The organism is Serratia sp. JSRIV001, assembly GCF_019968745.1.
GTDB classification, from domain to species: Bacteria; Pseudomonadota; Gammaproteobacteria; order Enterobacterales; family Enterobacteriaceae; genus Chania; species Chania fonticola_B.
The window spans coordinates 5,228,843-5,252,706 of sequence record NZ_CP074147.1 but is presented as its reverse complement, the minus strand read 5'-3'; the positions used below and the strand labels follow the sequence as shown (position 1 = coordinate 5,252,706).

The 23,864-nt window shown below is 55.6% G+C and carries 26 protein-coding genes; 13 read left to right on the top strand and 13 right to left on the bottom strand.

Going from position 1 to position 23,864, the window contains the following annotated elements; genetic code table 11:
• The first annotated feature begins 484 nt into the window (after positions 1–484).
• Together KGP17_RS24340 and KGP17_RS24335 are read left to right on the top strand one after the other, a co-directional pair.
• The gene (locus tag KGP17_RS24340; RefSeq protein WP_021806969.1) at positions 485–1,714 is read left to right on the top strand and encodes a lactonase family protein; all 1,230 of its coding nucleotides are present in this window, start codon (positions 485–487) and stop codon (positions 1,712–1,714) included.
• A 50-nt stretch (positions 1,715–1,764) separates the two neighbouring features.
• Positions 1,765–3,681 carry a transcription antiterminator gene (locus tag KGP17_RS24335; protein WP_021806967.1) on the top strand — a complete coding sequence of 639 codons (1,917 nt, stop codon included), beginning with the start codon at positions 1,765–1,767 and terminating at the stop codon, positions 3,679–3,681.
• A 168-nt stretch (positions 3,682–3,849) separates the two neighbouring features.
• On the opposite strand, the gene KGP17_RS24330 is transcribed toward KGP17_RS24335, so the two are convergent.
• Complete coding sequence (locus KGP17_RS24330; RefSeq protein ID WP_021806966.1) at positions 3,850–4,977, bottom strand: iron-containing alcohol dehydrogenase; 1,128 nt, start codon at positions 4,975–4,977, stop codon at positions 3,850–3,852.
• Positions 4,978–5,263: 286 nt separating this feature from the next.
• Between KGP17_RS24330 and KGP17_RS24325 the strand changes: the two genes are divergently transcribed.
• From KGP17_RS24325 to KGP17_RS24310, 4 genes are all read left to right on the top strand, one after another.
• Positions 5,264–6,031 carry a response regulator transcription factor gene (locus KGP17_RS24325; RefSeq protein ID WP_021806965.1) on the top strand — a complete coding sequence of 256 codons (768 nt, stop codon included), beginning with the start codon at positions 5,264–5,266 and terminating at the stop codon, positions 6,029–6,031.
• A 99-nt stretch (positions 6,032–6,130) separates the two neighbouring features.
• Positions 6,131–7,432 (top strand): FAD-binding oxidoreductase, encoded by a 1,302-nt coding sequence (locus KGP17_RS24320; RefSeq protein ID WP_223498530.1) that lies wholly within the window; start codon positions 6,131–6,133, stop codon positions 7,430–7,432.
• Positions 7,433–7,461: 29 nt separating this feature from the next.
• Positions 7,462–7,827 carry a cupin domain-containing protein gene (locus tag KGP17_RS24315; protein WP_223498529.1) on the top strand — a complete coding sequence of 122 codons (366 nt, stop codon included), beginning with the start codon at positions 7,462–7,464 and terminating at the stop codon, positions 7,825–7,827.
• Between the two features lie 20 nt (positions 7,828–7,847).
• Positions 7,848–9,341 (top strand): aldehyde dehydrogenase family protein, encoded by a 1,494-nt coding sequence (locus tag KGP17_RS24310; RefSeq protein WP_223498528.1) that lies wholly within the window; start codon positions 7,848–7,850, stop codon positions 9,339–9,341.
• A gap of 52 nt (positions 9,342–9,393) precedes the next feature.
• On the opposite strand, the gene npr is transcribed toward KGP17_RS24310, so the two are convergent.
• From npr to KGP17_RS24255, 11 genes are all read right to left on the bottom strand, one after another.
• Positions 9,394–9,666: a PTS phosphocarrier protein NPr gene (gene npr, locus KGP17_RS24305; protein ID WP_021180705.1), complete on the bottom strand. Its 273-nt coding sequence runs from the start codon at positions 9,664–9,666 to the stop codon at positions 9,394–9,396.
• The gene (rapZ, locus tag KGP17_RS24300) at positions 9,663–10,520 is read right to left on the bottom strand and encodes an RNase adapter RapZ (protein ID WP_021180704.1); all 858 of its coding nucleotides are present in this window, start codon (positions 10,518–10,520) and stop codon (positions 9,663–9,665) included. Before rapZ ends, npr begins: the two co-directional genes overlap by 4 nt.
• Positions 10,521–10,649: 129 nt before the next feature.
• On the bottom strand, positions 10,650–11,111 hold the full coding sequence (gene ptsN / locus KGP17_RS24295) for a PTS IIA-like nitrogen regulatory protein PtsN (RefSeq protein ID WP_024483720.1): 462 nt from the start codon (positions 11,109–11,111) through the stop codon (positions 10,650–10,652).
• Between the two features lie 218 nt (positions 11,112–11,329).
• Entirely contained in the window at positions 11,330–11,617 is a 288-nt protein-coding gene (gene hpf / locus KGP17_RS24290; protein ID WP_021180702.1) for a ribosome hibernation promoting factor, read from the bottom strand.
• Between the two features lie 23 nt (positions 11,618–11,640).
• Entirely contained in the window at positions 11,641–13,077 is a 1,437-nt protein-coding gene (rpoN, locus tag KGP17_RS24285; protein ID WP_021180701.1) for an RNA polymerase factor sigma-54, read from the bottom strand.
• Between the two features lie 50 nt (positions 13,078–13,127).
• The gene (gene lptB / locus KGP17_RS24280) at positions 13,128–13,853 is read right to left on the bottom strand and encodes an LPS export ABC transporter ATP-binding protein (protein ID WP_179248531.1); all 726 of its coding nucleotides are present in this window, start codon (positions 13,851–13,853) and stop codon (positions 13,128–13,130) included.
• A gap of 6 nt (positions 13,854–13,859) precedes the next feature.
• Complete coding sequence (lptA, locus tag KGP17_RS24275) at positions 13,860–14,399, bottom strand: lipopolysaccharide ABC transporter substrate-binding protein LptA (protein WP_021180699.1); 540 nt, start codon at positions 14,397–14,399, stop codon at positions 13,860–13,862.
• Positions 14,368–14,946 (bottom strand): LPS export ABC transporter periplasmic protein LptC, encoded by a 579-nt coding sequence (gene lptC / locus KGP17_RS24270; RefSeq protein ID WP_021806958.1) that lies wholly within the window; start codon positions 14,944–14,946, stop codon positions 14,368–14,370. Before lptC ends, lptA begins: the two co-directional genes overlap by 32 nt.
• On the bottom strand, positions 14,943–15,497 hold the full coding sequence (kdsC, locus tag KGP17_RS24265) for a 3-deoxy-manno-octulosonate-8-phosphatase KdsC (RefSeq protein ID WP_021180697.1): 555 nt from the start codon (positions 15,495–15,497) through the stop codon (positions 14,943–14,945). Before kdsC ends, lptC begins: the two co-directional genes overlap by 4 nt.
• A gap of 17 nt (positions 15,498–15,514) precedes the next feature.
• Complete coding sequence (gene kdsD, locus KGP17_RS24260; RefSeq protein ID WP_021806957.1) at positions 15,515–16,501, bottom strand: arabinose-5-phosphate isomerase KdsD; 987 nt, start codon at positions 16,499–16,501, stop codon at positions 15,515–15,517.
• Positions 16,502–16,516: 15 nt separating this feature from the next.
• The gene (locus tag KGP17_RS24255; protein ID WP_021806956.1) at positions 16,517–17,494 is read right to left on the bottom strand and encodes a calcium/sodium antiporter; all 978 of its coding nucleotides are present in this window, start codon (positions 17,492–17,494) and stop codon (positions 16,517–16,519) included.
• Positions 17,495–17,873: 379 nt separating this feature from the next.
• Between KGP17_RS24255 and mlaF the strand changes: the two genes are divergently transcribed.
• The 7 genes from mlaF to murA all read left to right on the top strand — a co-directional run bounded on the left by mlaF (position 17,874) and on the right by murA (position 22,698).
• A complete protein-coding gene (gene mlaF / locus KGP17_RS24250; RefSeq protein ID WP_223498527.1) occupies positions 17,874–18,689 on the top strand; it encodes a phospholipid ABC transporter ATP-binding protein MlaF in 816 nt (271 codons plus the stop codon).
• A 4-nt stretch (positions 18,690–18,693) separates the two neighbouring features.
• Positions 18,694–19,476: a lipid asymmetry maintenance ABC transporter permease subunit MlaE gene (mlaE, locus tag KGP17_RS24245; protein ID WP_021806955.1), complete on the top strand. Its 783-nt coding sequence runs from the start codon at positions 18,694–18,696 to the stop codon at positions 19,474–19,476.
• 4 nt (positions 19,477–19,480) lie between these two features.
• Positions 19,481–20,029 (top strand): outer membrane lipid asymmetry maintenance protein MlaD, encoded by a 549-nt coding sequence (gene mlaD / locus KGP17_RS24240; RefSeq protein ID WP_059198981.1) that lies wholly within the window; start codon positions 19,481–19,483, stop codon positions 20,027–20,029.
• A gap of 14 nt (positions 20,030–20,043) precedes the next feature.
• Positions 20,044–20,673: a phospholipid-binding protein MlaC gene (mlaC, locus tag KGP17_RS24235; RefSeq protein ID WP_059198980.1), complete on the top strand. Its 630-nt coding sequence runs from the start codon at positions 20,044–20,046 to the stop codon at positions 20,671–20,673.
• On the top strand, positions 20,673–20,975 hold the full coding sequence (mlaB, locus tag KGP17_RS24230; protein WP_021806952.1) for a lipid asymmetry maintenance protein MlaB: 303 nt from the start codon (positions 20,673–20,675) through the stop codon (positions 20,973–20,975). Before mlaC ends, mlaB begins: the two co-directional genes overlap by 1 nt.
• A 155-nt stretch (positions 20,976–21,130) precedes the next feature.
• The gene (gene ibaG, locus KGP17_RS24225) at positions 21,131–21,385 is read left to right on the top strand and encodes a BolA family iron metabolism protein IbaG (RefSeq protein WP_021180689.1); all 255 of its coding nucleotides are present in this window, start codon (positions 21,131–21,133) and stop codon (positions 21,383–21,385) included.
• Between the two features lie 53 nt (positions 21,386–21,438).
• A complete protein-coding gene (gene murA / locus KGP17_RS24220) occupies positions 21,439–22,698 on the top strand; it encodes a UDP-N-acetylglucosamine 1-carboxyvinyltransferase (protein WP_021180688.1) in 1,260 nt (419 codons plus the stop codon).
• Positions 22,699–22,755: 57 nt separating this feature from the next.
• On the opposite strand, the gene degS is transcribed toward murA, so the two are convergent.
• Positions 22,756–23,814: an outer membrane-stress sensor serine endopeptidase DegS gene (gene degS / locus KGP17_RS24215; protein ID WP_223498526.1), complete on the bottom strand. Its 1,059-nt coding sequence runs from the start codon at positions 23,812–23,814 to the stop codon at positions 22,756–22,758.
• Between the last annotated feature and the right edge of the window lie 50 nt (positions 23,815–23,864).

Here is a 23,864-nt window from a genome sequence, read left to right as displayed (position 1 = left end):
CTCTCCCACAGGGAGAGGGAGCTGTCCGGAGCTGTTATCAGGTGCAGGAGTGAGTCTGTAGCTTGTTTAACTACCTTGAGAGGGGCGGTGTTGTAGTTAGGTGTGGCGGTTGGATACTGGAGTTAAGTTGTGTCACGTACGGTCCCCTCACCTTTCGGGAGAGGGAGCTGTCCGGAGCTGTTATCAGGTGCAGGAGTGAGTCTGTAGCTTGTTTAACTCTCTTGAGGGGGGGACGGTGTTGTAGTTAGGTGTGGCGGTTGGATACTGAGGTTAAGTTGTGGCACGTTCTGTCCCCTCATCTTTCGGGAGAGGGAGCTGGTACGGAGTTGTGGTTAGGTGTGGTGTAAAGCAGTGGCATGTTCGATTTGATGTGGCGGTTGGATACTGGAGTTAAGTTGTGGCACGTACGGTCCCCTCTCCCTTCGGGAGAGGGTTAGGGTGAGGGGCATCTTTTTGTCCCTATCTATCGGTCAAAAGGATAACTATGCGAAACTGGCAGGCTTCGAAATTACGAATCGCTCCGCTGTGGAGCGCGCTGTCCCTGGCGTTGTTGGCTATCGCCAGCCCGGCGTTACATGCTGAGGATGCAATGAAACCCACGTCGTCTCATTTTGCCTATATTGGTACCTATAACCCGAACGGTGAGGGAGTTTATCGCATGCAGGTGGATGCGAAAACCGGGGCGCTGAGTGCCAAGACATTGGTCAGCAGCCTGCCTAATCCGGCCCAACTGGTCACCGATGCCAAAGGACAGACGCTGTACGTTGCCAGCGAGGTGGCAGATTTTAATGGCACCCAGCACGGGGGCATTGTCGCCTATCGCATCAACCCTCAGGACGGCAGCCTGACGCCGCTTAATCAGGTGGATTCACAAGGCGCGGGGCCGGTTTACCTTTCTCTGACGCCGGATGGCCGTCATCTGCTGGTGGCTAACTATGTCAGTGGCAGCGTTGCGGCGTTCCCGATCGACAGCGAAGGCAAGTTGGGAGCCGCCAGTTCTGTGCAACAAGATGTTGGCCCTGCGGGTGCGGCCAAACCCGCCGCCGCGGTGGAAGGCAGCTTTGCCATCAGCGATCACAATGGCCCGCATGCGCATATGATCGCCAGCGATCCGAGCGGCAAGTTCGTGTTCTCTACCGATCTGGGGCTGGATCGTATCTACCAGTGGCGTTTCGATGCCGCCAGCGGCAAGCTGACGCCAAACGATCCGCCGTGGATCGCCGCCTCTTCCGCCGGAGCTGGCCCGCGCCACTTCATATTTCATCCAAATGGTAAAATTGTCCTACTAATCAACGAGGAAGCATCTACACTAACCAGCTACCGCTTTGATAGCCAAAATGGGACGCTGAAACAGTTACATGCAGTTTCAACCCTGCCTGCCGATTATAAGGGGACCAGCTTTGCCGCTGGCATGGCCTTGGCTGCGGATGGTAAAAATCTGTATGTCGCCAATCGTCTGCACAACAGCATTGCGCAGTTCAGCGTAAGCGGCGAGGGCGAACTGAAACCGGTGGCAGAGACCTGGACGCGAGGCGACTATCCGCGCACTATCACTTTGGATCCGAGTGGCCGTTATCTGTATGCCATGAATCAGCGTAGCGATAACGTAACCCGCTTTAGCGTAGACCAGCTCAGCGGCAAGCTCAGTTTTGTTGAAGGCTACACCCCGGTGGGCAGCCCTTCACAAATGGTGTTCTTGCCAGCGGCGAAGTAACCAGTTGCCCGCCAGACCCCTCAGGCGGGCACGTTCATAACGGAAAGAGAATGGTGAGATTTCCCTACCCACGTTTGGCATCGCTGTTCGATGCTTTGCAGTCTGAAACCTTGCCGCAGGACGAGCTGGCAAAGCGTTTTGCCGTGTCTACCCGCACGGTACGCGCTGATATCACCGCGCTGAACGATATCCTGGAGAGTTATGGTGCGCAGTTTGTCCACAGCCGCGGGGCCGGATATCGCCTGCAGGTTGATGATGAGGCCCGGTTTAGCGCACTCCAGCATCGGGAACGTAAACAGCACGCTACGCCGCGCAGTGCGCAGGAGCGGGTGCATTATCTGTTGATTCGCTTTTTGACCTCAGCCTTCTCGATGAAGCTGGAAGATCTGGCCGATGAATGGTTTGTCAGCCGAGGTACGCTGCAAAACGACATGGCTGAGGTGAGAGAGCGCCTGGCGCATTACCAGTTAACCATCGAAACCAAGCCGCGCTATGGTATGAAGCTGTTTGGTGCGGAAATGGCGATCCGCTCCTGCCTGACCGATCTGCTGTTTCAACTGCATCTGGCGGATGCGGAAAATCCATTGCTGAACAATGACATCCTTCATCAGCCGCAGGTATTGACCTTTGCCGGGTTGCTGCACCCACTGCTGTCGCAATATGCCATTCGTCTGACCGATGAGGGCGAGCAATATCTGATCTTCTACTGTGCCGTGGCGCTGCGGCGCATCACGGACGGCTATCCGTTGCAGGATTTTGACGTGGAAGATGGTGATGATGCGGTGCGCAAAGCGTCAACCTGGCTGGCGGGTGAACTGAGCAAGGCCACGGGTAAAGAGATTGCGGCGGCGGAAGAGGCCTATTTGCGGGTCAACATTGCTGCCAGAAGAGTACAGGAAGTGCAGCCGACCAAAATCAACGCCGATGACGAAGAGGCGCTGGTGGATTACATCCTGTCCTACATTAACTCGCACTATAACTACAACCTGCAGAACGACAAGCAGCTGCGGGCCGATCTGCTCACCCATATCAAAACCATGATCACCCGGGTGAAATACCAGATCAATATCCCGAACCCGCTGTTGGCCAATATCAAGCAGCATTATCCGATGGCCTATGATGTGACGCTGGCGGCGGTCTCGAGCTGGGGTAAACACACGCCTTATACCCTGAGCGAGAACGAAATCGGCTACCTGGTGCTGCATATTGGCGTCGGCCTGGAGCGGCACTACAACATTGGTTATGAGCGCCATCCGCAGGTGATGCTGGTGTGCGATACCGGTAACTCTACGGTGCGGATGATCCAGGCGCAGATTGCGCGCAAGTATCCGCAATTGGTGGTAACACGCATCGTTTCGCTGCGTGATTACGAAATTCTCGCCAGTATCGACGAAGATTTTATCATTTCCAATGCGCGCATCAGCGAGAAGAACAAGCCGGTCGTCGTGATGTCGCCGTTCCCAACGGAGTATCAGCTAGAACAGTTGGGCAAGCTGGTGCTGGTCGATCGCACCAAGCCGTATATGTTGGAAAAATTCTTTGATGCCAACCACTTTATGATCGTCAACGAGCCGCTAACGCAGGAGCAGCTGTTTAGCAAAGTTTGCGCTCAGTTGGAGCAGGAAGGCTATGTGGGCAGTGATTTTTACCCTTCGGTCGTTGAGCGGGAGGCCATCGTTTCTACCTTGCTAGGGGAGGGGATTGCTCTGCCGCACTCTTTGGGGCTGTTGGCGAAAAAGACAGTGGTGGTCACGCTGCTGGCACCGCAGGGTATCCCGTGGGGAGAAGGTGAGGTGGCACACGTCATTTTCTTGCTGGCGATCAGCAAAAACGATTACGAGGAAGCGATGGCGATCTACGATCTGTTCGTCACCTTTGTGCGCGAACGTTCGATGACCCGCCTGCTGGGCAGTGACAATTTCGACAGCTTCAAAGCGGTGGCGTTGGACTGCCTGAGCCGCATTTAACGGCTTCCCCCTCTGAATGCAGAGGGGGAGCACCGTATTAATCGTCTTTCTTCTTGCCGAATATCTTCATCAGCGCGCCGACGATCAGCCCCAGGGCGATACCGCCTAAAATCCAGTCAACCAAACTCATTGTTGTGCTCCCGCGATCCTATAGTGCTGATTATATTATCATTCAATCAAGAACGCCCCATCGATCATTAATCTCCGTTGCTCGCTAGTGTAGCTGAGCCAGGAATTCTTGCTGTTGGACTTCTCCAGTACGATGGCCAGTTCCGCCTGGCTAAGGGATAGCTCGTCCTGCCAGAACGGGGCGATGGCGTGGCGCGTGATAAAGTCGATCAAAAAGCGCGCCGGGCTGTCCTGCTCTTCAGGGAATAGCCGCAGGGCCAGTTCGGTCATTAATGCACGTTGTTGCGGCTGCTCGCTTTCCCCCAGCAATTCAAGGAACGGCAGCAGCAGGCGGCCGCACACTTGGCCGTGGTGGTAATCACGCAATGCCCCAATCTCGCCCGCGATGCCGTGGATCACACCCAGGCCCGCCATACTCAGCGTCAGGCCACCCAGGTAGGAAGCCTGCATAATCGCTTCGCGGGCCTCATCGCTCTGTTTCAGAACCGGCCAGGCGCAAAGGAAATGATGGATGCCGCTCAACGACATCTCGCGCGACAGGCTGCTGGCCGTCTTGGAAAGGTAGGCTTCAAACAGATGAGTAAAGGCATCGATAGCGCAATAGGCCAGTACATGGTCTGGCGCTCCTTTCAGCAGGTCAGGATCGAGGATCGCCACCTGTGGCACAAAGTTATTATGCCGCAAAGAGGCTTTCACCTTGGTGACCTGAGTATCGGTGATCACTGCGTTTTGGGTTACTTCGCTACCGGTACCTGCGGTGGTGGGGATGGCAATCAACGGCAGCGTTGCGCCACTGATTTTGCTGTCACCCACTTTTTCCATGTAACGCAGGGTTGGCAGCGGGTGTTGGATCAGGGCAGCGAACGCCTTGGCGGCATCCAGCACGCTACCTCCGCCGATGGCTACCACTCTTTGCACCTGGCCTCGCCAGCGTGCTACCCATTGGTCGATTTCTTGCGGGGAGGCCTCATGGGCGACAATTTCTTTGCCTACCAGCAACGGCGTCAGCACCGGGGCCAGTTCAGCATAGAGGGTACCGTTAAGGAACGATCGGCAGGTGAACAGCAGCGTGGTTTGCGGCTCTGCCTGGAGCAGTGGGATCAGGTGCTGGATGCTGCCCTTGCCAAACCAGGCCTGCCGGTTGGCGATCATCAGACTAGTGGTCATGCTCTCTCCTTGGCGCATTTGGGCATTGAAACCACAGCATAGTTCAGCCTACCTGGGCAAACCAACGCTTTTCCTCCGTATAACACGAAATTGTTAAGATATTAACCAACTCGGATTGTGTGGGTAATCGTTGTAAGGACCTAACTTGTGATTTGATTAACATGTAAACAGCAATACCCTTGCATTCTGGCCAATTGAATGCTTTTTATAGCCTATTGGCCCAATATCGGTCGCTGATTCGTTGGGAAAGGTTGATTGTTAATTTATTAATGATTGTGGGGGCGGAATGAGTATTCAGGTCGAAAGATTATCGGCGGTGATCGACGCAGTCGCTACCCGCCAATTCTATGCCAGCCTGCTGGGTTATCTAGAGGGCTTTTTCGCCTTTGATAATGCCATCGTCTATGCCTTCGAATATGGTCAGGCACCGCGCTGCCTGATGAAAACCGAGAAAGAAAACAGCGATGCGGTAAACCAGATTTACCAGCAGGGTGCTTACCTTGAAGATCCCTTTTACCAGGCGCTGAACGGCGGCGGCCATGGCGATGTGTTTACGCTGCGGCAACTGGCCCCCTGTGGTTTTTACCAGACGGATTACTACCGTAACTTTTACCGTAAAACCGGCTGGCACGACGAGGCTGGCGTGTTGCTGCAACTGACGCCGGAACGCGGACTAGGCATATTTTTTGGCTCGGCCCGGCAAACGGTCGGCGTGCGTTATCCCCAACTGGCTGACCTGCGTGGCGCGTTGACGCTGGTAAAAAGCGTGGCACGGCTGCATGGGGAAGTGGTGGTCGCGGCTAATGTGCCCACTCCCTCTGCCCCGCTGCTAGATAGCGCAGCCCAGGCGCGCTATGCGTTAAGCCCGCGTGAACGTGAGATCGTCGATCTGATCCTGAGCGGCAACGGATCGCAGCAGATCGCCGAACGGCTGTTTATCAGCCTGGGTACGGTAAAAAATCATCGCAAGAATATTTACGGCAAGCTGAATATTGGCTCTCAGGCTGAGTTGTTCAGCCTGTTCTTGAGTGCACCCCTGCGCCGTACGGCATAATGTTAAAAAAGTGTTGCGAATATCCCTAAAGGGACATAGCCGCCCGTCCATGCTCTGCTGATAATCCAGGCTAAGGCAATGGGTAAAGGGAGTGCAGCAATGAATAATCAAATCGAATCGTTAACCTACTACGCGGCGACCAAGAAATACGATCTGCGCTTCCCCACGCTGGAAGAGGATCTGGATGTTGACGTGGTGATCATCGGCGGTGGCTTCTCCGGCATTAACACGGCGCTGGAACTGGCGGAAAAAGGCATCACCAATATCGCTATTCTGGAGGGCCGCCATCTGGGCTACGGCGGAACGGGTCGCAACGGTGGTCAGGTGATGGCCGGGATCGGCCACGATCTGGAGAAGATCAAACGCCACGTTGGTCCGGCAGGGTTAGAAACCATCTTCAAGATCAGCAATCTCGGTGCCGGGATTATCCGCGAGCGGATTAAGAAGTACGCCATCGACGCCGATTTCTGCTTTGGTTATGGCTACCTCGGCAGCAACGCCAGGCAGGAAAAGACCCTGCGTTCCTGGCTCAAAGAATTCAAAGCGGTCTCACCGGATGAAGAGATCGAGCTCTATACCGGCTCCGAAGTGAAGCAGGTGGTGGGGTCTGATGCTTATACCTGTGCGCTGAAACACATGGGGGGTGGCCACGTTCATTCTCTCAACCTGCTATTGGGAGAGGCGCAGGCGCTGAGTGGTTACGGGGTGAAAATCTTCGAAAACAGCAACGTACTGAATGTGGAATACGGCCCGCGTATTACCGTGCGCACCGCCATGGGATCGGTACGCGCCAACAAGATGCTGTGGGCCTGCAACGGCTTCCTCAACGGCATGGATCCCTTTATCTACAAAAAGACCATCAATACCTACGCCTTCCAGTTGGCGACAGAACCGCTGTCTGATGAGCTGATCCGCCAGATCAGTCCGATCCGCGGGGCTTACAGCGATATCCGGCCGGTGATCGACTATTACCGCGTCACTAACGAGAACCGCCTGTTGTTCGGCAGCGCTACCCGGCTGGTCGAATATATTCCTTCAGACCTGAAGGCCTGGAACCGCAACCTGATGCTGAAAGTGTTCCCGTATCTGAAGGACGTGAAGATCGACCTGGCCTGGGGCGGGCCGCTGTGTTGCAGCGCCAACCTGTTCCCGCAGATTGGCACTCTGCCGCAGCACGATAACGTGTTTTACGTGCAGGGCTATTCCGGCTTTGGGGTGACGCCGAGCCATATCGTTTGCAAGGTGTTGGCGGAAGGAATGAGTGAGGGGTCCGATCGCTATGAACTGATGAGTTCGATCCCGCACGTGGATATTTTTGGCAAAGACAAGCTGCGCCGTGTGATGACCACCGCGGGCAAGGTTTGGCACCAGACTTCCGGCTACTGGAAGGGGCGTCGTTAATTCTGACCACTAATCTATAAGGAAAAACCATGAAACCATTACTGCTTAAGCAAGCGCTACCAGAACTGCAACAAATTGGCAGCGTCAGCAACCTGGGGGCCACGGTGGTCGCCGGTGAACCCAACGTCGGCGTGGCGATGATTTTTGGCGCGCCAACGGACAACCTCAACTGCGGTGTCTTCAGCTGTACCCGTGGCACCTTCGTGATGGAATACTCGTTTGCGGAACATGCCACGGTATGGGAAGGCACGGCAACGCTGACCAATGAGAACACCGGCGAGTCGGTAAAGTATCAGGCCGGAGATTCCTGGTTTGTTGAGAAGGGCACCCCGGTGCGCTGGGAAATCACCTCCGATCGTTTTGTGAAGCACTATCTGGCGATTGTCGAAGGCTAACCCGCAAGGAGGGCGATACGATGACGGATATCACACTGTTGCCACAGGTCACGGCCTTTCTGGACCGCCAGCAGGGCCATTACATTCACGGCCAAGCGGTGGCTGGGGCCGGCGTAGAAAGGTTTGCGGTGGTTAACCCGGCAACCGGGCTGGCCATCGCGCAGGTGAATGAAGGCGGCCAGGCTGAAGTTGACGCGGCGATGCAGGCGGCCTTTGACGCTTTCCACGGTAGCTGGGCACAGGTTTCCCCTTTGGAGCGGGGCAACTGCCTGACGCGCCTGGCCGATCTGCTGCAAACCCATCGTGAGGAACTGGCGCAGCTGGAAAGCCTGTGTTCCGGCAAAACCATTCAGCTGTCTCGCGGGCTGGAAATCGATATGGCCTCGCAGTTCCTGCGCTACTTTGCCGGTTGGTCGAGCAAAATCAGCGGGGAAACGTTGAACGTTTCATTGCCTTCCTTCCAGGGGGAGCAATACAGCGCATTCACCCGGCGTGAGCCGTTGGGCGTGGTGGTCGGCATCATTCCGTGGAACTTCTCGATCATGATCGCCATCTGGAAGCTGGCTGCGGCGCTCACCTGTGGCTGTACAGTAGTGCTCAAGCCGAGTGAGTATACGCCGCTAACCATGCTGCGGGTGGCGGAATTGGCAACGGAGGCGGGCATCCCGGCTGGTGCACTCAACGTGATCAACGGTTCAGGCGCACGCCTTGGCCCTATGCTTATCGCCCATCCGCGCTGTGCCAAAGTGACCTTCACCGGCTCGGTGCCTACCGGGATCGCGGTGGGGAAAGCGGCGATGGAGCAAGGGATTGTGCGTACCACGCTGGAGCTGGGGGGTAAGAATGCAGCCGCGTTTCTGGCGGACGTCTCGGTCGACAAGATGGTCGACGGTATTATCGAGGCGGGCTACCTGAACCAAGGTCAAATCTGTGCCGCAGCAGAGCGTTTCTACCTGCCTGCCAGCCATATCGATGAGGTACTGGCAAAGCTGACGCAGCGCTTGGCGGCCATGAAGGTGGGCTCGCCGCTGGATGAGAGTACCGAAGTGGGGCCATTGGCCAACGAGGCGCATTACCGCAAGGTACTGGCGCTGTTTGACAAGGCACGGGCTGATGGCAGCCAGATCGTCTGCGGCGGTCAGGCGTTGGCAGGTCCAGGCTTCTTTGTTGCGCCGACGGCGATCCGCGCTAATGGGCCGCATGATGCGTTAATGCGTGAGGAGGCCTTTGGCCCGGTGGGCACTTTCCTGGCCTATGAGGATGAAGAGCAGATGATCGCCATGATCAACGATTCGCCTTATGGCCTGGCCGCCAGCCTGTGGACCAACGATCTCAGCAAGGCGATGCGCATGATCCCGCGGATTGAAGTGGGCACCTTGTGGATCAATATGCACACCTTCCTCGATCCGGCGTTGCCATTCGGTGGGGTGAAATCGTCGGGGATGGGCAGAGAGTTCGGCAGCGCGTTTATCGAGCATTATACCGAGTTGAAATCGGTGATGATGAGATATTGATAGCCATAGGGGCGCCGCATGCTGTGCCCCTACAAGATTTGTCGTCGGGGGATCAGTCTTCGTCGAAGCCTGAATTAAACAGCTCAATCACCGCTGCCAGTGCCTGTTCTTCCTGCGGCCCGGTGGCTTCAATTTCGATCTGGCGGCCCTGGGCGGAATCCAGCATCAGCAGCGCGATCACGCTGCTGGCTTCCGCTTCGGTGCCGCTGTCATTACGCAGCAGCACTTCGGCGTCAAAACTCTGCACCAGCTCAAACAGCTTCATAGCCGGGCGGGCGTGCATGCCCAGCTTGTTCTTGATCTCAACCGTCTGCTTGACCGTCATTGTTGTTTACGCTTTTCCAGTGTGCGGTGACGGGATTGCACGTTCTTGCCGCGTGAACGGAAATAATCCGCCAACTGTTCAGCCACGTACACCGAACGGTGCTTACCGCCGGTACAGCCAATGGCGACGGTCAGATAGCTGCGATTGTTGGTCTCCAGCATCGGCAGCCACTGTTCCAGATAGCTACGAGTCTGGTAGATGAAGTTGTGCACTTCGGTGTGGCGATCGAGGAACGAGGCCACGGGCTTATCCAGGCCGGTCATCGGGCGCAGTTTAGGGTCCCAGTGCGGGTTTGGCAGGAAGCGTACGTCAAACACGTAATCGGCATCGATAGGAATGCCGTGCTTGAAGCCGAAGGATTCGAACACCATCGTCAGTTCGCGTTCGCGTTTGCCCAACAGACGGGTACGCAGCATTTCCGCCAACTCGTGCACCGACATTTCCGAGGTATCGATAATCAGATCGGCACGGGAACGCAGTGGCTCAAGCAGATCGCTTTCTTCATCGATCGCGCTTTCCAGCGACAGGTTCTTGGCAGAGAGAGGATGCAGGCGACGGGTGTCGCTGTAGCGGCGGATCAGGGTGTTGCGATCGGCATCAAGGAACAGCAGCTGCGGCGTGAAGCTCTCCGGCAGCTGGGTCATTGCATATTCAAACACTTCCGGCGATTCCGGCATGTTACGGACGTCGATGCTTACCGCAGCGGAGCTATTACGTTCGGCCAGCGTCTGGGCCAGCTGTGGCAACAACACCACGGGCAGGTTATCAACGCAGTAAAAACCCATGTCTTCCAACGCCCGCAAGGCGACGGATTTCCCCGAACCGGAACGGCCGCTGACAATCATCAGCACCATGTGGTAACTCCCCTGGCATCTCAATGGCGCTCATCGCCACCGTTAGGATCTATTATCCGGGCCACGGCCCGGATATATCGTAAGTAAAACAGTAGCGTTTTCATGGCGGAAAGTCACGCCAGCCGCTGGTTACTCGGTGATGATCTGATACAGCTCTTCGTCGCTCAGCGCTGCGCGCAGGCGGCGGCACACGGTTTTGTCGGCCAGCCGTTTGGCAACCAGCGACAGCGTATGCAAGTGAGTTTTACATTGATCGGCCGGTACCAGCAAGGCGAACAGCAGATCGACCGGTTGATTATCAATGGCATCAAAGGCGATAGGTTGCTCAAGGCGGATAAACACGCCAACGGCCCGCAAAGTGTCCTCTTCCAGTTTGCCGTGTGGGATCGCGATACCGTTGCCGATACCGGTACTGCCCATACGTTCCCGGGTGAGTACTGCGTCAAACACCACCTGCGAAGGTAGGTTGAGCTGCTTGGCCGCCAGCTCGCTGATAATTTCCAAAGCCCGTTTCTTGCTGGTGCAGTGTACCGAGCTTCTGGTGCACTCGATGTTTAACACCGAGCTTAATTGCATTATTTCGTTGTTCATCTCATCTTCACTTAAAACCGCGTCCTGTCGCTTTATTGCAAGCCTGCTTTACCATTGGAAAGCAGGCTTGCGCTGATAACCTTCATGAAACGGTTTTTCGCCTGTTTAACCCTGATGGCTTATCGGCGCATACCTATACAGGTGCTGCGCCGAGGGTTGCCGTGTAGCCAATGCGACTACGATGTGGGCCATTACGCATCGCATAACGGCCCAGAATGTCAGTGTTGCTTTAGTTTGTCTTTATGTTTGTTCAATTGACGCGCCAGTTTGTCGATCAGGCAGTCAATTGCGGCATACATATCTTCTTTTTCCGAGGTGGCGTGCAACTCGCCCCCATTCACATGCACCGTTGCTTCCGCAATCTGCTGCACTTTTTCCACACTGAGTACGACATATACCTGGTTAATGCGGTCAAAATACTGCTCGAGTTTGGCAAACTTGGTGTTGACGAACTCACGCATTGGTTCGGTGACTTCGACGTGGTGTCCGGTAATGTTGAGCTGCATAATGTCTTCCTTCTCTATAGAGGTCAAACCAACTGTTTACGCTGGTTGGACGGCGGGATGGACAAAGACTCTCGGTACTTGGCAACGGTGCGCCGCGCCACCATGATCCCCTGATCGGAAAGCATGGTGGTCAGCTTGCTGTCGCTAAGCGGTTTGGCAGGGTTTTCCGCCGCGATCAATTTCTTCACTAACGCCCGGATCGCCGTAGAGGAGGCTTCGCCACCGCTGTCGGTATTCACATGGCTGGAGAAGAAATACTTCAATTCGAAAATACCACGCGGGCTGTGCAGGAATTTCTGCGTCGTCACGCGTGAGATTGTCGATTCATGCATTTCCACGGCCTGGGCGATATCCGCCAGCACCATGGGCTTCATAAATTCTGCACCCTGTTCAAAGAACGCCTCCTGCTGTTCGACAATACAGCGGGTCACCTTGAGCAGCGTGTCGTTCCGGCTTTCCAGGCTCTTGATCAGCCACTTCGCTTCCTGCAAATTGCTGCGGATATACTGGCCGTCGGCATCGTTGCGCACCGTGTTGCCCAGTGCCGCATATTGCTGGTTGATTTTCAGCCGTGGGATGCTGTCTGCATTAAGCTCTACCACCCACTTGTCCTGCACCTTGCGCACCAGCACGTCCGGGATCACATACTCGGATTCACCGGTATTGATCGACTGCCCAGGGCGCGGATCGAGCGAGTGGATCAACACCATCGCTTCTTTCAGTGTATCTTCTTTTAAGCGAGTTGTTCGCATCAGGCTGCGAAAGTCGTGGTTGGCCAGCAAATCCAGATGCTCGCTGACGATCAGGCGGGCCTCCGCCAGATAGGGCGTGTCTTTGGCATACTGGGAAAGCTGGATCAGCAGGCAGTCACGCAGATCGCGCGCCGCGACGCCGACCGGATCAAAACGCTGTACGCGCTTCAATACCGCTTCGACCTCGTCCATCGTCACGTTATCGTCACCCATACTCTCCAGAATGTCTTCCAGCGGTACGGTGAGATAGCCGGTGTCATCGACAGCGTCGACGATCGAGGTGGCGATGGCGGCATCGGTGTCAGAGAACGGTGTCAGATCCACTTGCCACATCAGGTAGTCCTGCAGCGTTTGCGTGGTTTCGCCCTGATAGACCGGCAGTTCGTCATCGCCATAGTCGGTACCGGTGCCGGACGGGGTGCCCGCGGTATAGATCTCATCCCAGGTGGCATCCAAAGGCAGCTCTTCGGGCATGTCCTTCTGTTCCAGCGCTTCGCGGGTGTCTAGCCCTTCGGTCTCGACGCTTTCTTTGGTGTCGATCTCTTCGTGCTGGTCTTCGGTCTGTTCAAGCAGCGGGTTGCTCTCTAGCGCCAGTTGGATCTCCTGCTGGAGCTCAAGCGTGGACAGCTGCAACAGGCGGATCGCCTGCTGAAGTTGGGGGGTCATGGCCAGTTGCTGGCTGAGCCTGAGTTGCAAACCTTGCTTCATAATCTTCTGCTACTTCCGTTAACGGCGGCCTGTTGGCCTGCCGCTGGAACCTACAGGCGGAACTCTTCGCCCAGATAAACGCGTTTCACCTGCTCATCGGCCAGGATGGCGTCCGGCGTGCCGTGGGCAATCAGCTTGCCCTGGCTGACGATATAGGCACGTTCGCACACGTCCAGCGTCTCGCGCACGTTATGATCGGTGATCAGCACGCCAAGGCCGCTGTCGCGCAGGTGCTCGATGATTTTCTTGATATCGATAACGGAAATCGGGTCAACCCCGGCGAAAGGTTCATCCAGCAGGATAAATTTCGGGTTGGCGGCCAACGCACGGGCAATCTCCACGCGGCGGCGTTCACCACCGGAAAGCGATTGGCCCAGGTTGTCACGCAGGTGGGAGATATGAAACTCTTCCAGCAGCTCGATAGCCCGATCGTTGCGTTGCTCACGGGTGAGATCGTTGCGGATCTCCAGCACCGCCATCAGGTTGTCGTAAACACTCAGGCGGCGGAAGATAGAGGCTTCCTGCGGCAGGTAACCGATACCGCGGCGTGCGCGGGCGTGCAGCGGCAGGATACTGATATCTTCGTCATCGATCACGATGCGCCCGGCGTCGCGCTGAACGATGCCGACCACCATGTAGAAAGTGGTGGTCTTACCGGCACCGTTTGGCCCCAGCAGGCCGACGATCTCGCCAGATTTCACTTTCAGGCTCACGTCTTCAACGACTTTGCGGCCTTTGTAGGCTTTCGCCAGGTTTTCTGCGATGAGTGTTGCCATAAGTAATTAGTTACTCTTCTTTTGACCGTTTTTGTCTTGCAACTGTGATGGCACCAGAACCGTGGTCACGCGTTTGCCTTTATCGCTGAACGCCTGCATCTGCTGCTGTGGCACCAGATAGGTAATACGGTCGCCCTTCACGTTGCTATCGAGCTGTTCCAGATAGGCGTTGCCGGTGAGGGTGATCAGCTGCGGCGCGACGTCGTAACGAACTTTCTGCGCATGGCCTTTCACCGGCTTGCCGTTGTCCTGCATCTGGTAGAAGGTTACCGGATTGCCGAACGCTTCAATATAGGTTTTATTCTGATCGCCACCCGGGCGCGTGACCACGACCTTATCGGCCTTGATCTCGATGGTGCCCTGCTTGATCACCACGTTGTCGGTAAAGGTGCTGACGTTGCTCTGCATATCCAGCGACTGTTTCAGCGAGTCGATACTTACCGGTTGGTCAGAGTCGGATTTCAACGCCAATGCGGGGGAGCTGGCGGTCAAAACGAGGCTGACGATCAACAGATTACGGAGTTGGCTTTTGGTTCTGAATTTCATAGTTGGTCTTGACCTTATCAATCAGCTCAGCGGTTTTGTTCCGCAGATTACCACGCATTTTCATGCCGTTAGAGGTGAAATTCGTGCCGAACAGGGTGACTTCATCATCGGAAGAAACGTCCTGGGTGACCAGATTAATCTGGGCATTATCGGTTTTAATTTTTTCCAGCTGTGAGGTGGTTGTCAAACTGTTCACCTCTACGTGGCCGTACAGATACAGCATGCGGTTTTTGGTCAGCTTGGCGCGATCGGCGCGTATTGACCAGGTGGCCACGGCATGCTCATCAAACAGCGTCATCACCGGCTGGGTGAACCAGCTTAACTCATCAGCGGTGTAATATTTAACCTCTTCTGCCACCAGCTTATAGCTTAGCTGCCCGGCCGGATTGTATACCACGGTCACGGTATGCTGGCTCTGATAGGTCGGGTCTTGGTTGTTGACCGGTACCGAATTGTCGTCATCGCTGAAATCGGCCATGTTCCAGCCAATCAGCGCCAGCGCGATCACGGTCAGCAAGAGGGTGATCCAAAGTTTGGTTTTACTCATATTGACAGCCCTTTGGCGTCCTCCAGCTTGTTTTGCGCCAGCAGGATCAGGTCGCACAGCTCGCGCACCGCACCACGACCACCGTTGATACGGGTGACATAATGGGCGCGAGGTAACAATAATGGATGCGCATCGGCCACCGCGACGGCCAGACCGACTTCGGCCATGACCGGCCAGTCGATCAGATCGTCGCCGATGTAGGCGATTTCATCTGGCATCAGGGACAGTTTATCCAACAGTTCACGGAAGGCCAAAAGCTTATCGGACTGCCCTTGATACAGATGGGTGATATCCAACGTTTTTGCCCGGTCTTCCAGCAGTTTGGCCGAACGCCCGGTGATGATGGCCACCTCGATACCCGAGGTTTTCAGGCAGCGGATGCCGTAGCCGTCACGGACGTTGAAGGCTTTCAGCTCTTCACCGTTATTGCCCATGTAGATCAGGCCATCTGACAGCACGCCGTCGACATCACAAATCAACAGGCGGATTTTCCCGGCGCGGACCATGACTTCTTCAGCTACCGGCCCGTAACAGGTTTCAACCAGACTCATGCAGTTCGTTCCTTTCATTAAACGACGCCAGCGCGCAGCATGTCATGCATATGTACCACACCCAGCAATTGGTCGCCATCGGCAACCAGCACGGCGGTGATATGGCGTTGCTGCATCAGATTGAGCGCATCGACCGCCAGCAGGTTCGGGCGCACCCGGATACCGCCTAGCGTCATGACGTCGGTGATGTTGGCATTATTCAGATCGATCCCCATATCGAACACCCGGCGTAAGTCACCGTCGGTAAAAATACCGGCGATCTTCATCAGATCGTCGCAGATCACCGTCATGCCCAGGTTTTTACGGGTGATCTCCAGCAGCGCGTCGCGCAGCGAGGCATCGGGGCTGACGTGCGGAATTTCATCGCCGCTGTGCATGATATCACTAACGCGCAGCAGCAGGCGGCGGCCCAAAGCTCCACCTGGGTGGGACAGGGCGAAATCTTCCGGGGTGAAGCCCCGGGCCTTCAGCAGCGCTACGGCTAATGCATCGCCCATGACCAATGTGGCGGTGGTGCTGGTGGTGGGGGCCAAACCCAGAGGGCAAGCCTCCTGCGGTACCTTGATGCACAGATGTACGTCTGCCGCCTTGCCCATCGAGCTTTCCGGATTGTTGGTCATGCAAATCAGTGGGATCTGCTGGCGTTTCAACACCGGGATCAGCGCCAGAATTTCGTTCGACTCACCGGAGTTGGAAATCGCCAGCACGATGTCCTGTGTCGACACCATGCCCAGATCGCCGTGGCTAGCCTCCGCGGGATGCACGAAGAACGCTGGGGTTCCGGTACTGGCCAGCGTGGCGGCAATTTTGCAGCCGATATGGCCGGATTTTCCCATGCCCATGACCACGACTTTACCGCAGCATCCGGCGATCGCTTCACATGCCCGGGTAAAATCGGCATTGATGTACTGATCGAGCTGGGCCAGGCCATCACGCTCAATCTGAAGCACTTCTTTGCCGGCCTGCTGAAAGTCAAAGCCCGGTTGCAACTGGTTAGATGACATACTCATTCTCAACGGTTAGCCGAACGTACTGAAAGGGTTAAAGAACAGCACTGCAAGATACGCAATAAAGCCACATAATAACAGAGCTCCTGCCAGATGACCGATACGATGTTTGCGGCCAATACACAGGGCAGCAAGCAGGATACCGGCCGCCAGCATGACCCAGTAATCGCGCTGGAAGGCTGCGGGATCGATACTGCCCGGCGATAGCAGGGCAGGGACGCCCAGCACGATCACCGTGTTAAAAATCGTCGAGCCGATGATATTCCCTACCGCCATATCATCTTCGCCTTTTAGTGCTCCGGCGATCGAGGTGGCCAGTTCGGGCAGGCTGGTGCCGATGGCGATAATCGTCAGGCCAACCACCAGTTCACTCAGGCCAAAGTAGTGGGCAATCACCGAAGCGTTATCGATGATCATCCTTGATGACAGCGGCAGAATAATGAAGGCCAGCACCAGCCAGAGAATGGCCACGGTGTTGCTGCTGTCCTGCGGCAGTTCGGCGAGTTGCTCCACCGTCAGGCTGTCGTTGCCTTCACGTTGCGCCAGCCTGGCGATTTTCAGCATCAGCAGAATAAAACCGGTGGCGGCCAACAGCAGCAGTACGCCATCGAAGCGGCTCAGGGTGTTATCCATCAGCACATAGCCGCACAACAGGATAACCCCCAGCATCAGCGGCAGTTCACGCCGTAACACTTCGGAGCGAACCGACAGCGGATGGATCAGGGCCGCCACCCCCAGGATCAGTAAAATATTGGTGATGTTGGAGCCAATCACGTTGCCCACCGCCAGGTTGGTCTGCCCATTAAGGGCGGCGGTGACCGATACGATCAATTCTGGCAGTGACGTGCCGATACCGACTATCGTCATGCCGATAATCAACGGGGGAACCCCCAGCGAACGGCTAATCACCGCCGCACCATAAACTAATCTATCCGCCCCATACACCAGTAAAAATAAACCAACGATCAACAGCACTATCGCGAGAAACATTCAGGGTCCTATATTGGGGTATCATCCCGGTTCGTTGGTTAAAGACCATCATCGGCCAGCTTGCTTACCCTACGTTGTGCAAAACAACGAATTTCCCGGTAAAAGATCGAACCATAAGACTGCGACTAATCCTGATGAACTGGCTTTGAAGGGGCGCCGCATGCTGCGCCCTCAGAAACATTCTCAGTTTGTCATCAGTCAGACTTTATTTTTTTGCGTTATTTCCTAATTTTGACCGTCTGGAGCCTAAAAGTAAAACCTATGGCATCATTGGTAGCGCATTGTGGGCAAGTTTCGGTAAAAATAGGACGTATTGCCCCTATTGCTTTACCATCACGGATGATTTTGCAAAAAAATAGCCTGTACAGGATCAATAAACATGCACCAGAAGGCAGATAATCTGGTCGAAGTGCGCGGCATGAGCTTCTCTCGCGGCGATCGGCTGATATTCGAAGACATCAACCTGACGGTTCCCCGTGGCAAAGTGACGGCCATCATGGGGCCGTCCGGCATTGGTAAAACCACGCTGTTACGCCTGATAGGTGGCCAGTTGACCCCAGACTGCGGTGAGATCTGGTTTGATGGGGACAACATCCCGGCGCTGTCGCGCCATCAGTTGTATGAGTCACGCAAGAAGATGAGCATGCTGTTTCAGTCGGGAGCGCTGTTCACCGATCTGACGGTATTTGAGAACGTGGCCTACCCGCTGCGTGAACACAGCCGCCTGCCGGAGCCGATCCTGCGCAGCACGGTGCTGATGAAGCTGGAAGCCGTAGGGCTACGCGGCGCGGCAGATCTGATGCCGAACGAACTTTCTGGCGGTATGGCACGGCGAGCGGCCTTGGCGCGTGCTATCGCGTTAGATCCGACATTGATCATGTTCGACGAACCTTTCGTTGGCCAGGATCCGATCACCATGGGCGTGCTGGTCAAGCTGATCGATGAGCTGAATAACGCGCTCGGGATCACCTGCATCGTGGTATCCCATGATGTGCCAGAAGTCTTGAGTATCGCGGATTACGCCTATATTGTGGCGGCTCACCATGTGATTGCCGAAGGCTCGGCAACGCAATTACAGAACAATCCTGATGCGCGAGTGCGTCAGTTTCTGGATGGTATTGCCGATGGGCCGGTACCGTTCCGTTACCCGGCCGGTGATTATCAGACAGAGCTTTTAGGGGAAGGGAGTAAATAACCTCATGTTTTTAAAGGCGTTAGCGTCGTTAGGACGCCGTGGCATCAACACCAGCGCAGCCTTTGGACGCGCCGGGCTGATGCTGTTCCACGCGCTGATCGGGCGCCCGGAGCCGCGTAAACAATGGCCGCTACTGCTCAAACAGCTACACAGCGTGGGCGTTCAGTCGCTGCTGATCATCATGGTTTCCGGCTTGTTTATCGGCATGGTGTTGGGGTTGCAAGGTTACATCGTCCTTACCACCTACAGTGCCGAGGCCAGCCTGGGCATGATGGTGGCGTTGTCATTGCTGCGTGAGCTGGGGCCGGTAGTGACCGCTCTGCTGTTCGCTGGCCGCGCCGGTTCGGCTCTGACGGCCGAAATCGGTCTGATGAAGGCCACTGAGCAGCTTTCCAGCCTGGAAATGATGGCGATCGATCCGCTGCGGCGTATTGTTGCCCCACGTTTCTGGGCCGGTCTTATCAGCATGCCGCTGCTGACGATTATTTTCGTGGCCATCGGCATCTGGGGCGGCGCGATTGTTGGCGTGGACTGGAAGGGGATCGACAGTGGTTTCTTCTGGTCGGCGATGCAAGGGGCCGTTGAATGGCGTCAGGATTTACTTAACTGCCTGATCAAGAGCGTGGTGTTTGCCATTACCGTTAGCTGGATTGCGATCTTCAATGGTTACGATGCCGTACCGACCTCTGAAGGGATTAGTCAGGCAACGACAAGGACCGTGGTACATTCGTCACTGGCTGTGTTGGGATTGGATTTCGTGCTGACTGCACTGATGTTTGGGAATTGATGTGATGCAAACGAAGAAGAGTGAAATCTGGGTTGGGGCGTTTATGCTGATTGCGCTGTGCGCCATCATCTTCCTCTGCCTCCAGGTGGCCAATATTAAATCGATCGGTAATGAACCGACTTACCGTATCTACGCCACCTTCGATAATATCGGTGGTTTGAAAGCGCGTTCACCGGTGAAGATTGGTGGGGTGATGATTGGTCGGGTTGCAGCTATCTCGCTCGACCCGAAGACCTACACGCCACGAGTGGCGTTGGATATCCAGCAACAATACAACCAGATCCCGGACACCAGTTCGCTGGCGATCCGCACCTCCGGCCTGCTGGGTGAACAGTATCTGGCGCTGAATGTCGGTTTTGAAGATCCCGAGATGGGCACGACTATCCTTAAGGATGGTGGGACCATTCAGGACACCAAATCAGCCATGGTGCTGGAAGACTTGATCGGCCAGTTCCTCTATAAGAGCGGTGGTCAGGATAGCTCGAATTCACCGGATGGCACCGCTGCAGCTCCGGCACCGGATGCCGCTGCGCATTCCGCTACAACTCATTAATCGAGGAAACTTGCATGTTTAAACGTTTTTTAATGGTTGCCCTGCTGGTAGTTGCTCCGCTAGCTAGTGCGGTCGATCAGACTAACCCATACAGCCTGATGCAAGACGCTGCGCAGAAAACCTTCACCCGCCTGAAAAGCGAGCAGCCAAAAATCAAGCAGGATCCCAACTACCTGCGCACCATCGTGCATGAAGAGCTGATGCCGTTCGTGCAGGTGAAGTACGCGGGTGCGTTGGTGCTGGGCCGTTACTACAAAGACGCCACGCCAGCCCAGCGCGAAGCTTACTTTGCCGCCTTCCAGGCTTATCTGGAGCAGGCATATGGTCAGGCATTGGCCATGTACCAGGGCCAGACCTATCAGATCGAACCGGAGCAGCCGCTAGGCAATGCCGATATCATTGCGATCCGCGTGACTATCATCGATAAAGGCGGTCGCCCGCCGGTGCGTCTGGATTTCCAATGGCGTAAGAACAGCAAAACCGGTCACTGGCAGGCGTATGACATGATTGCCGAAGGTGTCAGCATGATCACCACCAAGCAGAATGAGTGGGCATCGACTCTGCGCCTCAAAGGCGTAGACGGTTTGACCCAGCAGCTGCAAGCGGCCGCCAAACAGCCAATCACTCTGGATCAGAAAAACTGATGGTCGCAGCGCTGAGTTGGACATCACAACAGCAAACGCTGGTGCTGAGCGGCGAGCTGGATCGTGAGACGTTATTGCCGCTGTGGCAGCAACGTGAGACGCTGTTGGCAGACAAAACCGTGATTGATGTGGCTCAACTGCAGCGCGTGGACTCTGCCGGCCTGGCCCTGCTGCTGCATTTACGTGAGCAACGGCGCCAGCAGGGAATTGAGATAAAAATTTCCGGTATCACAGAACGGTTGCAAACGCTGATCACGCTCTACAATTTGTCAGCAATAATGCCTGTCGAAACCGCTAGTTAGCCACATTTTCGGCGGGTTGACCGGAAAAAATCAGTTAAAGGCCCCTGTTACTCGGGGGCTTTTTCTTTGGTTTAAGAAAGCGGCGGATTCCACTAAGATAGACGCCAAGAAGTCGCCACTGGTGACTATGATCCTTCGATGCAGAATTGGATACTATGGAAAATAGCGAAATTAAAGACGTGCTGATGAAGGCGCTGGCACTGGAAGAAGCGCATGTGACCGGCGATGGCAGCCATTTTCAGGTGATCGCCGTGGGTGAACTGTTTGCCACCATGAGCCGCGTCAAGAAACAGCAAGCCGTCTATGCGCCGCTGATGGAATACATCGCGGACAACCGCATTCATGCTTTGTCGATCAAGGCATATACCCCAGAAGAGTGGCAGCGGGATCGCAAACTCAACGGATTTTAAGGCTGTTTGCCCAGCGGGCAGGCAGCTCAGAACAGATAACAGAGAGTAGTTAAATGGATAAATTTCGTGTGCATGGCCGGACCCGTCTTAGCGGTGAAGTGACCATTTCCGGGGCGAAAAACGCCGCCCTGCCGATCCTGTTTGCCGCCTTGCTGGCGGAAGAGCCTGTCGAACTGCAAAACGTCCCGAAGCTGAAGGACATTGACACCACCATCAAACTGCTCAGCCAGTTGGGTACCAAGATCGAGCGTAATGGCTCGGTCTATGTTGATGCCAGCGGCGTGAACGAGTTTTGTGCTCCCTACGATCTGGTGAAAACCATGCGTGCCTCCATTTGGGCATTGGGGCCACTGGTAGCGCGCTTTGGCCGTGGCCAGGTATCACTGCCAGGTGGTTGTGCCATTGGCGCACGTCCGGTTGACCTGCACATTACCGGCCTGGAGCAGCTGGGTGCGGAAATCAAACTGGAAGAGGGCTACGTCAAGGCCTCTGTGGAAGGGCGCCTGAAGGGCGCACATATCGTGATGGATAAGGTCAGCGTAGGCGCAACCGTCACCATCATGAGTGCTGCAACCCTGGCGACCGGTACCACTATCATCGAGAACGCGGCACGTGAGCCGGAAATCGTCGATACCGCCAACTTCCTCAACACGCTGGGTGCCAAAATCAGCGGCGCGGGCACGGACCGGATCACCATCGAAGGCGTTGAGCGCCTGGGTGGCGGGGTTTACCGTGTGCTGCCAGACCGTATCGAAACCGGTACCTTCCTGGTTGCCGCTGCCGTTTCCGGTGGCAAGGTGCTGTGCCGCAATACCCGTCCAGATACGCTGGATGCGGTGTTGGCCAAACTGCGTGAAGCAGGGGCCGATATCGAAGTGGGTGAAGACTGGATCAGCCTGGACATGCATGGCAAACGCCCGAAAGCGGTAACCCTGCGCACGGCTCCACACCCTGGTTTCCCAACCGATATGCAGGCGCAGTTCAGCCTGTTGAACCTGGTAGCGGAAGGGACCGGTGTGATCACCGAGACGATCTTCGAAAACCGCTTTATGCACGTGCCTGAGCTGATCCGTATGGGCGCACACGCGGAAATCGAGAGCAACACTGTGATTTGCCACGGCGTAGAGCAACTTTCTGGTGCACAGGTGATGGCGACCGATCTGCGAGCCTCTGCCAGCCTGGTATTGGCCGGTTGTATTGCCGAAGGCGTAACGGTGGTGGATCGTATTTATCACATCGACCGTGGCTACGAGCGCATTGAAGACAAACTGCGTGCGCTGGGTGCCAATATTGAACGTGTGAAAGGCGAGTAATCGAGAATTTTAGCCTGTTTGTGCGAATAAAGCCCGGCTCGCCGGGCTTTTTGCTGACTAATTATTATCCTCTGGGAACTCACCCACCGCCATATGCAGCGTAATGCGTTGCCCATCGCGTAGCACCACCACCGGGATCTCCGTCCCAGGGCGGATCTCCGCCACCTGATCCATCGTCTCTAATACCGACACCGCCGGTTTGTTATCGACGTTAATGATAATGTCATTAATACGGAACCCCGCATTGGCGGCCGGGCCGTTAGGGGTAATTTCGGTCACGATGATCCCCTGCAGGCGATCGATGCCGGTCGCCGAGGTGCGCACCGGGATAATCTCTTTGCCCTGAATACCAAAGTAGCCGCGGATCACCCGGCCATCACGGATCAGCTTATCCATGATCTTGGTCGCCAGTTCTACCGGGATGGCAAAGCCTAGCCCCTCTGGCGTTTCGCCATCGGTGATCTTGTCGTAGGTCAGCGTGTTGATGCCCATCAGCTCACCCAGGGAGTTAACCAGCGCACCGCCGGAGTTACCCCGGTTGATGGAAGCATCGGTTTGCAGGAAGGTTTGGCGCCCGGTGGTACTCAGGCTGATACGCCCGGTAGCGCTGATAATACCCTGGGTAACGGTTTGCCCAAGGTTGTACGGGTTACCGATCGCCAGCGCCACATCACCGATGCGTGCGGGGCGTGCGGTATTAATTGGGATCACTGGCAAGTTGCCCGGATCGATTTTCAGCACGGCCAGGTCGGTCAGGCTATCGGAGCCGACCAATAATGCCTCATAGCGGCGGCCATCTTGCAGTACGACGGTGATCTGTTGTGCATCTTTGATTACGTGGCGGTTGGTAATGATGTAGCCGCGATCGTTCATGATCACACCGGAACCCAGGGAGAGCACGTTGGTCGCGCCGCTGATGTTGCGGTTGTAGATGTTGACGACGGCAGGGGCAGCCCGGCGCACGCCGGTGTTATAGCTGGCCGGCGTTTGATCGCTGGTATTCTCAGATTTGCTGGCGTATATGTTATTGGTAGAACGCAATACGGGCAGGGCAGCCAGCAGTATACCGGCAACGACCAAACCAATAACAATAGAACGCAAGAGCTTAGCAAACATAGAGTTTTAGTTAGTGTTGAGGAAGATGAACGGAGGATAGCACGAGTTAA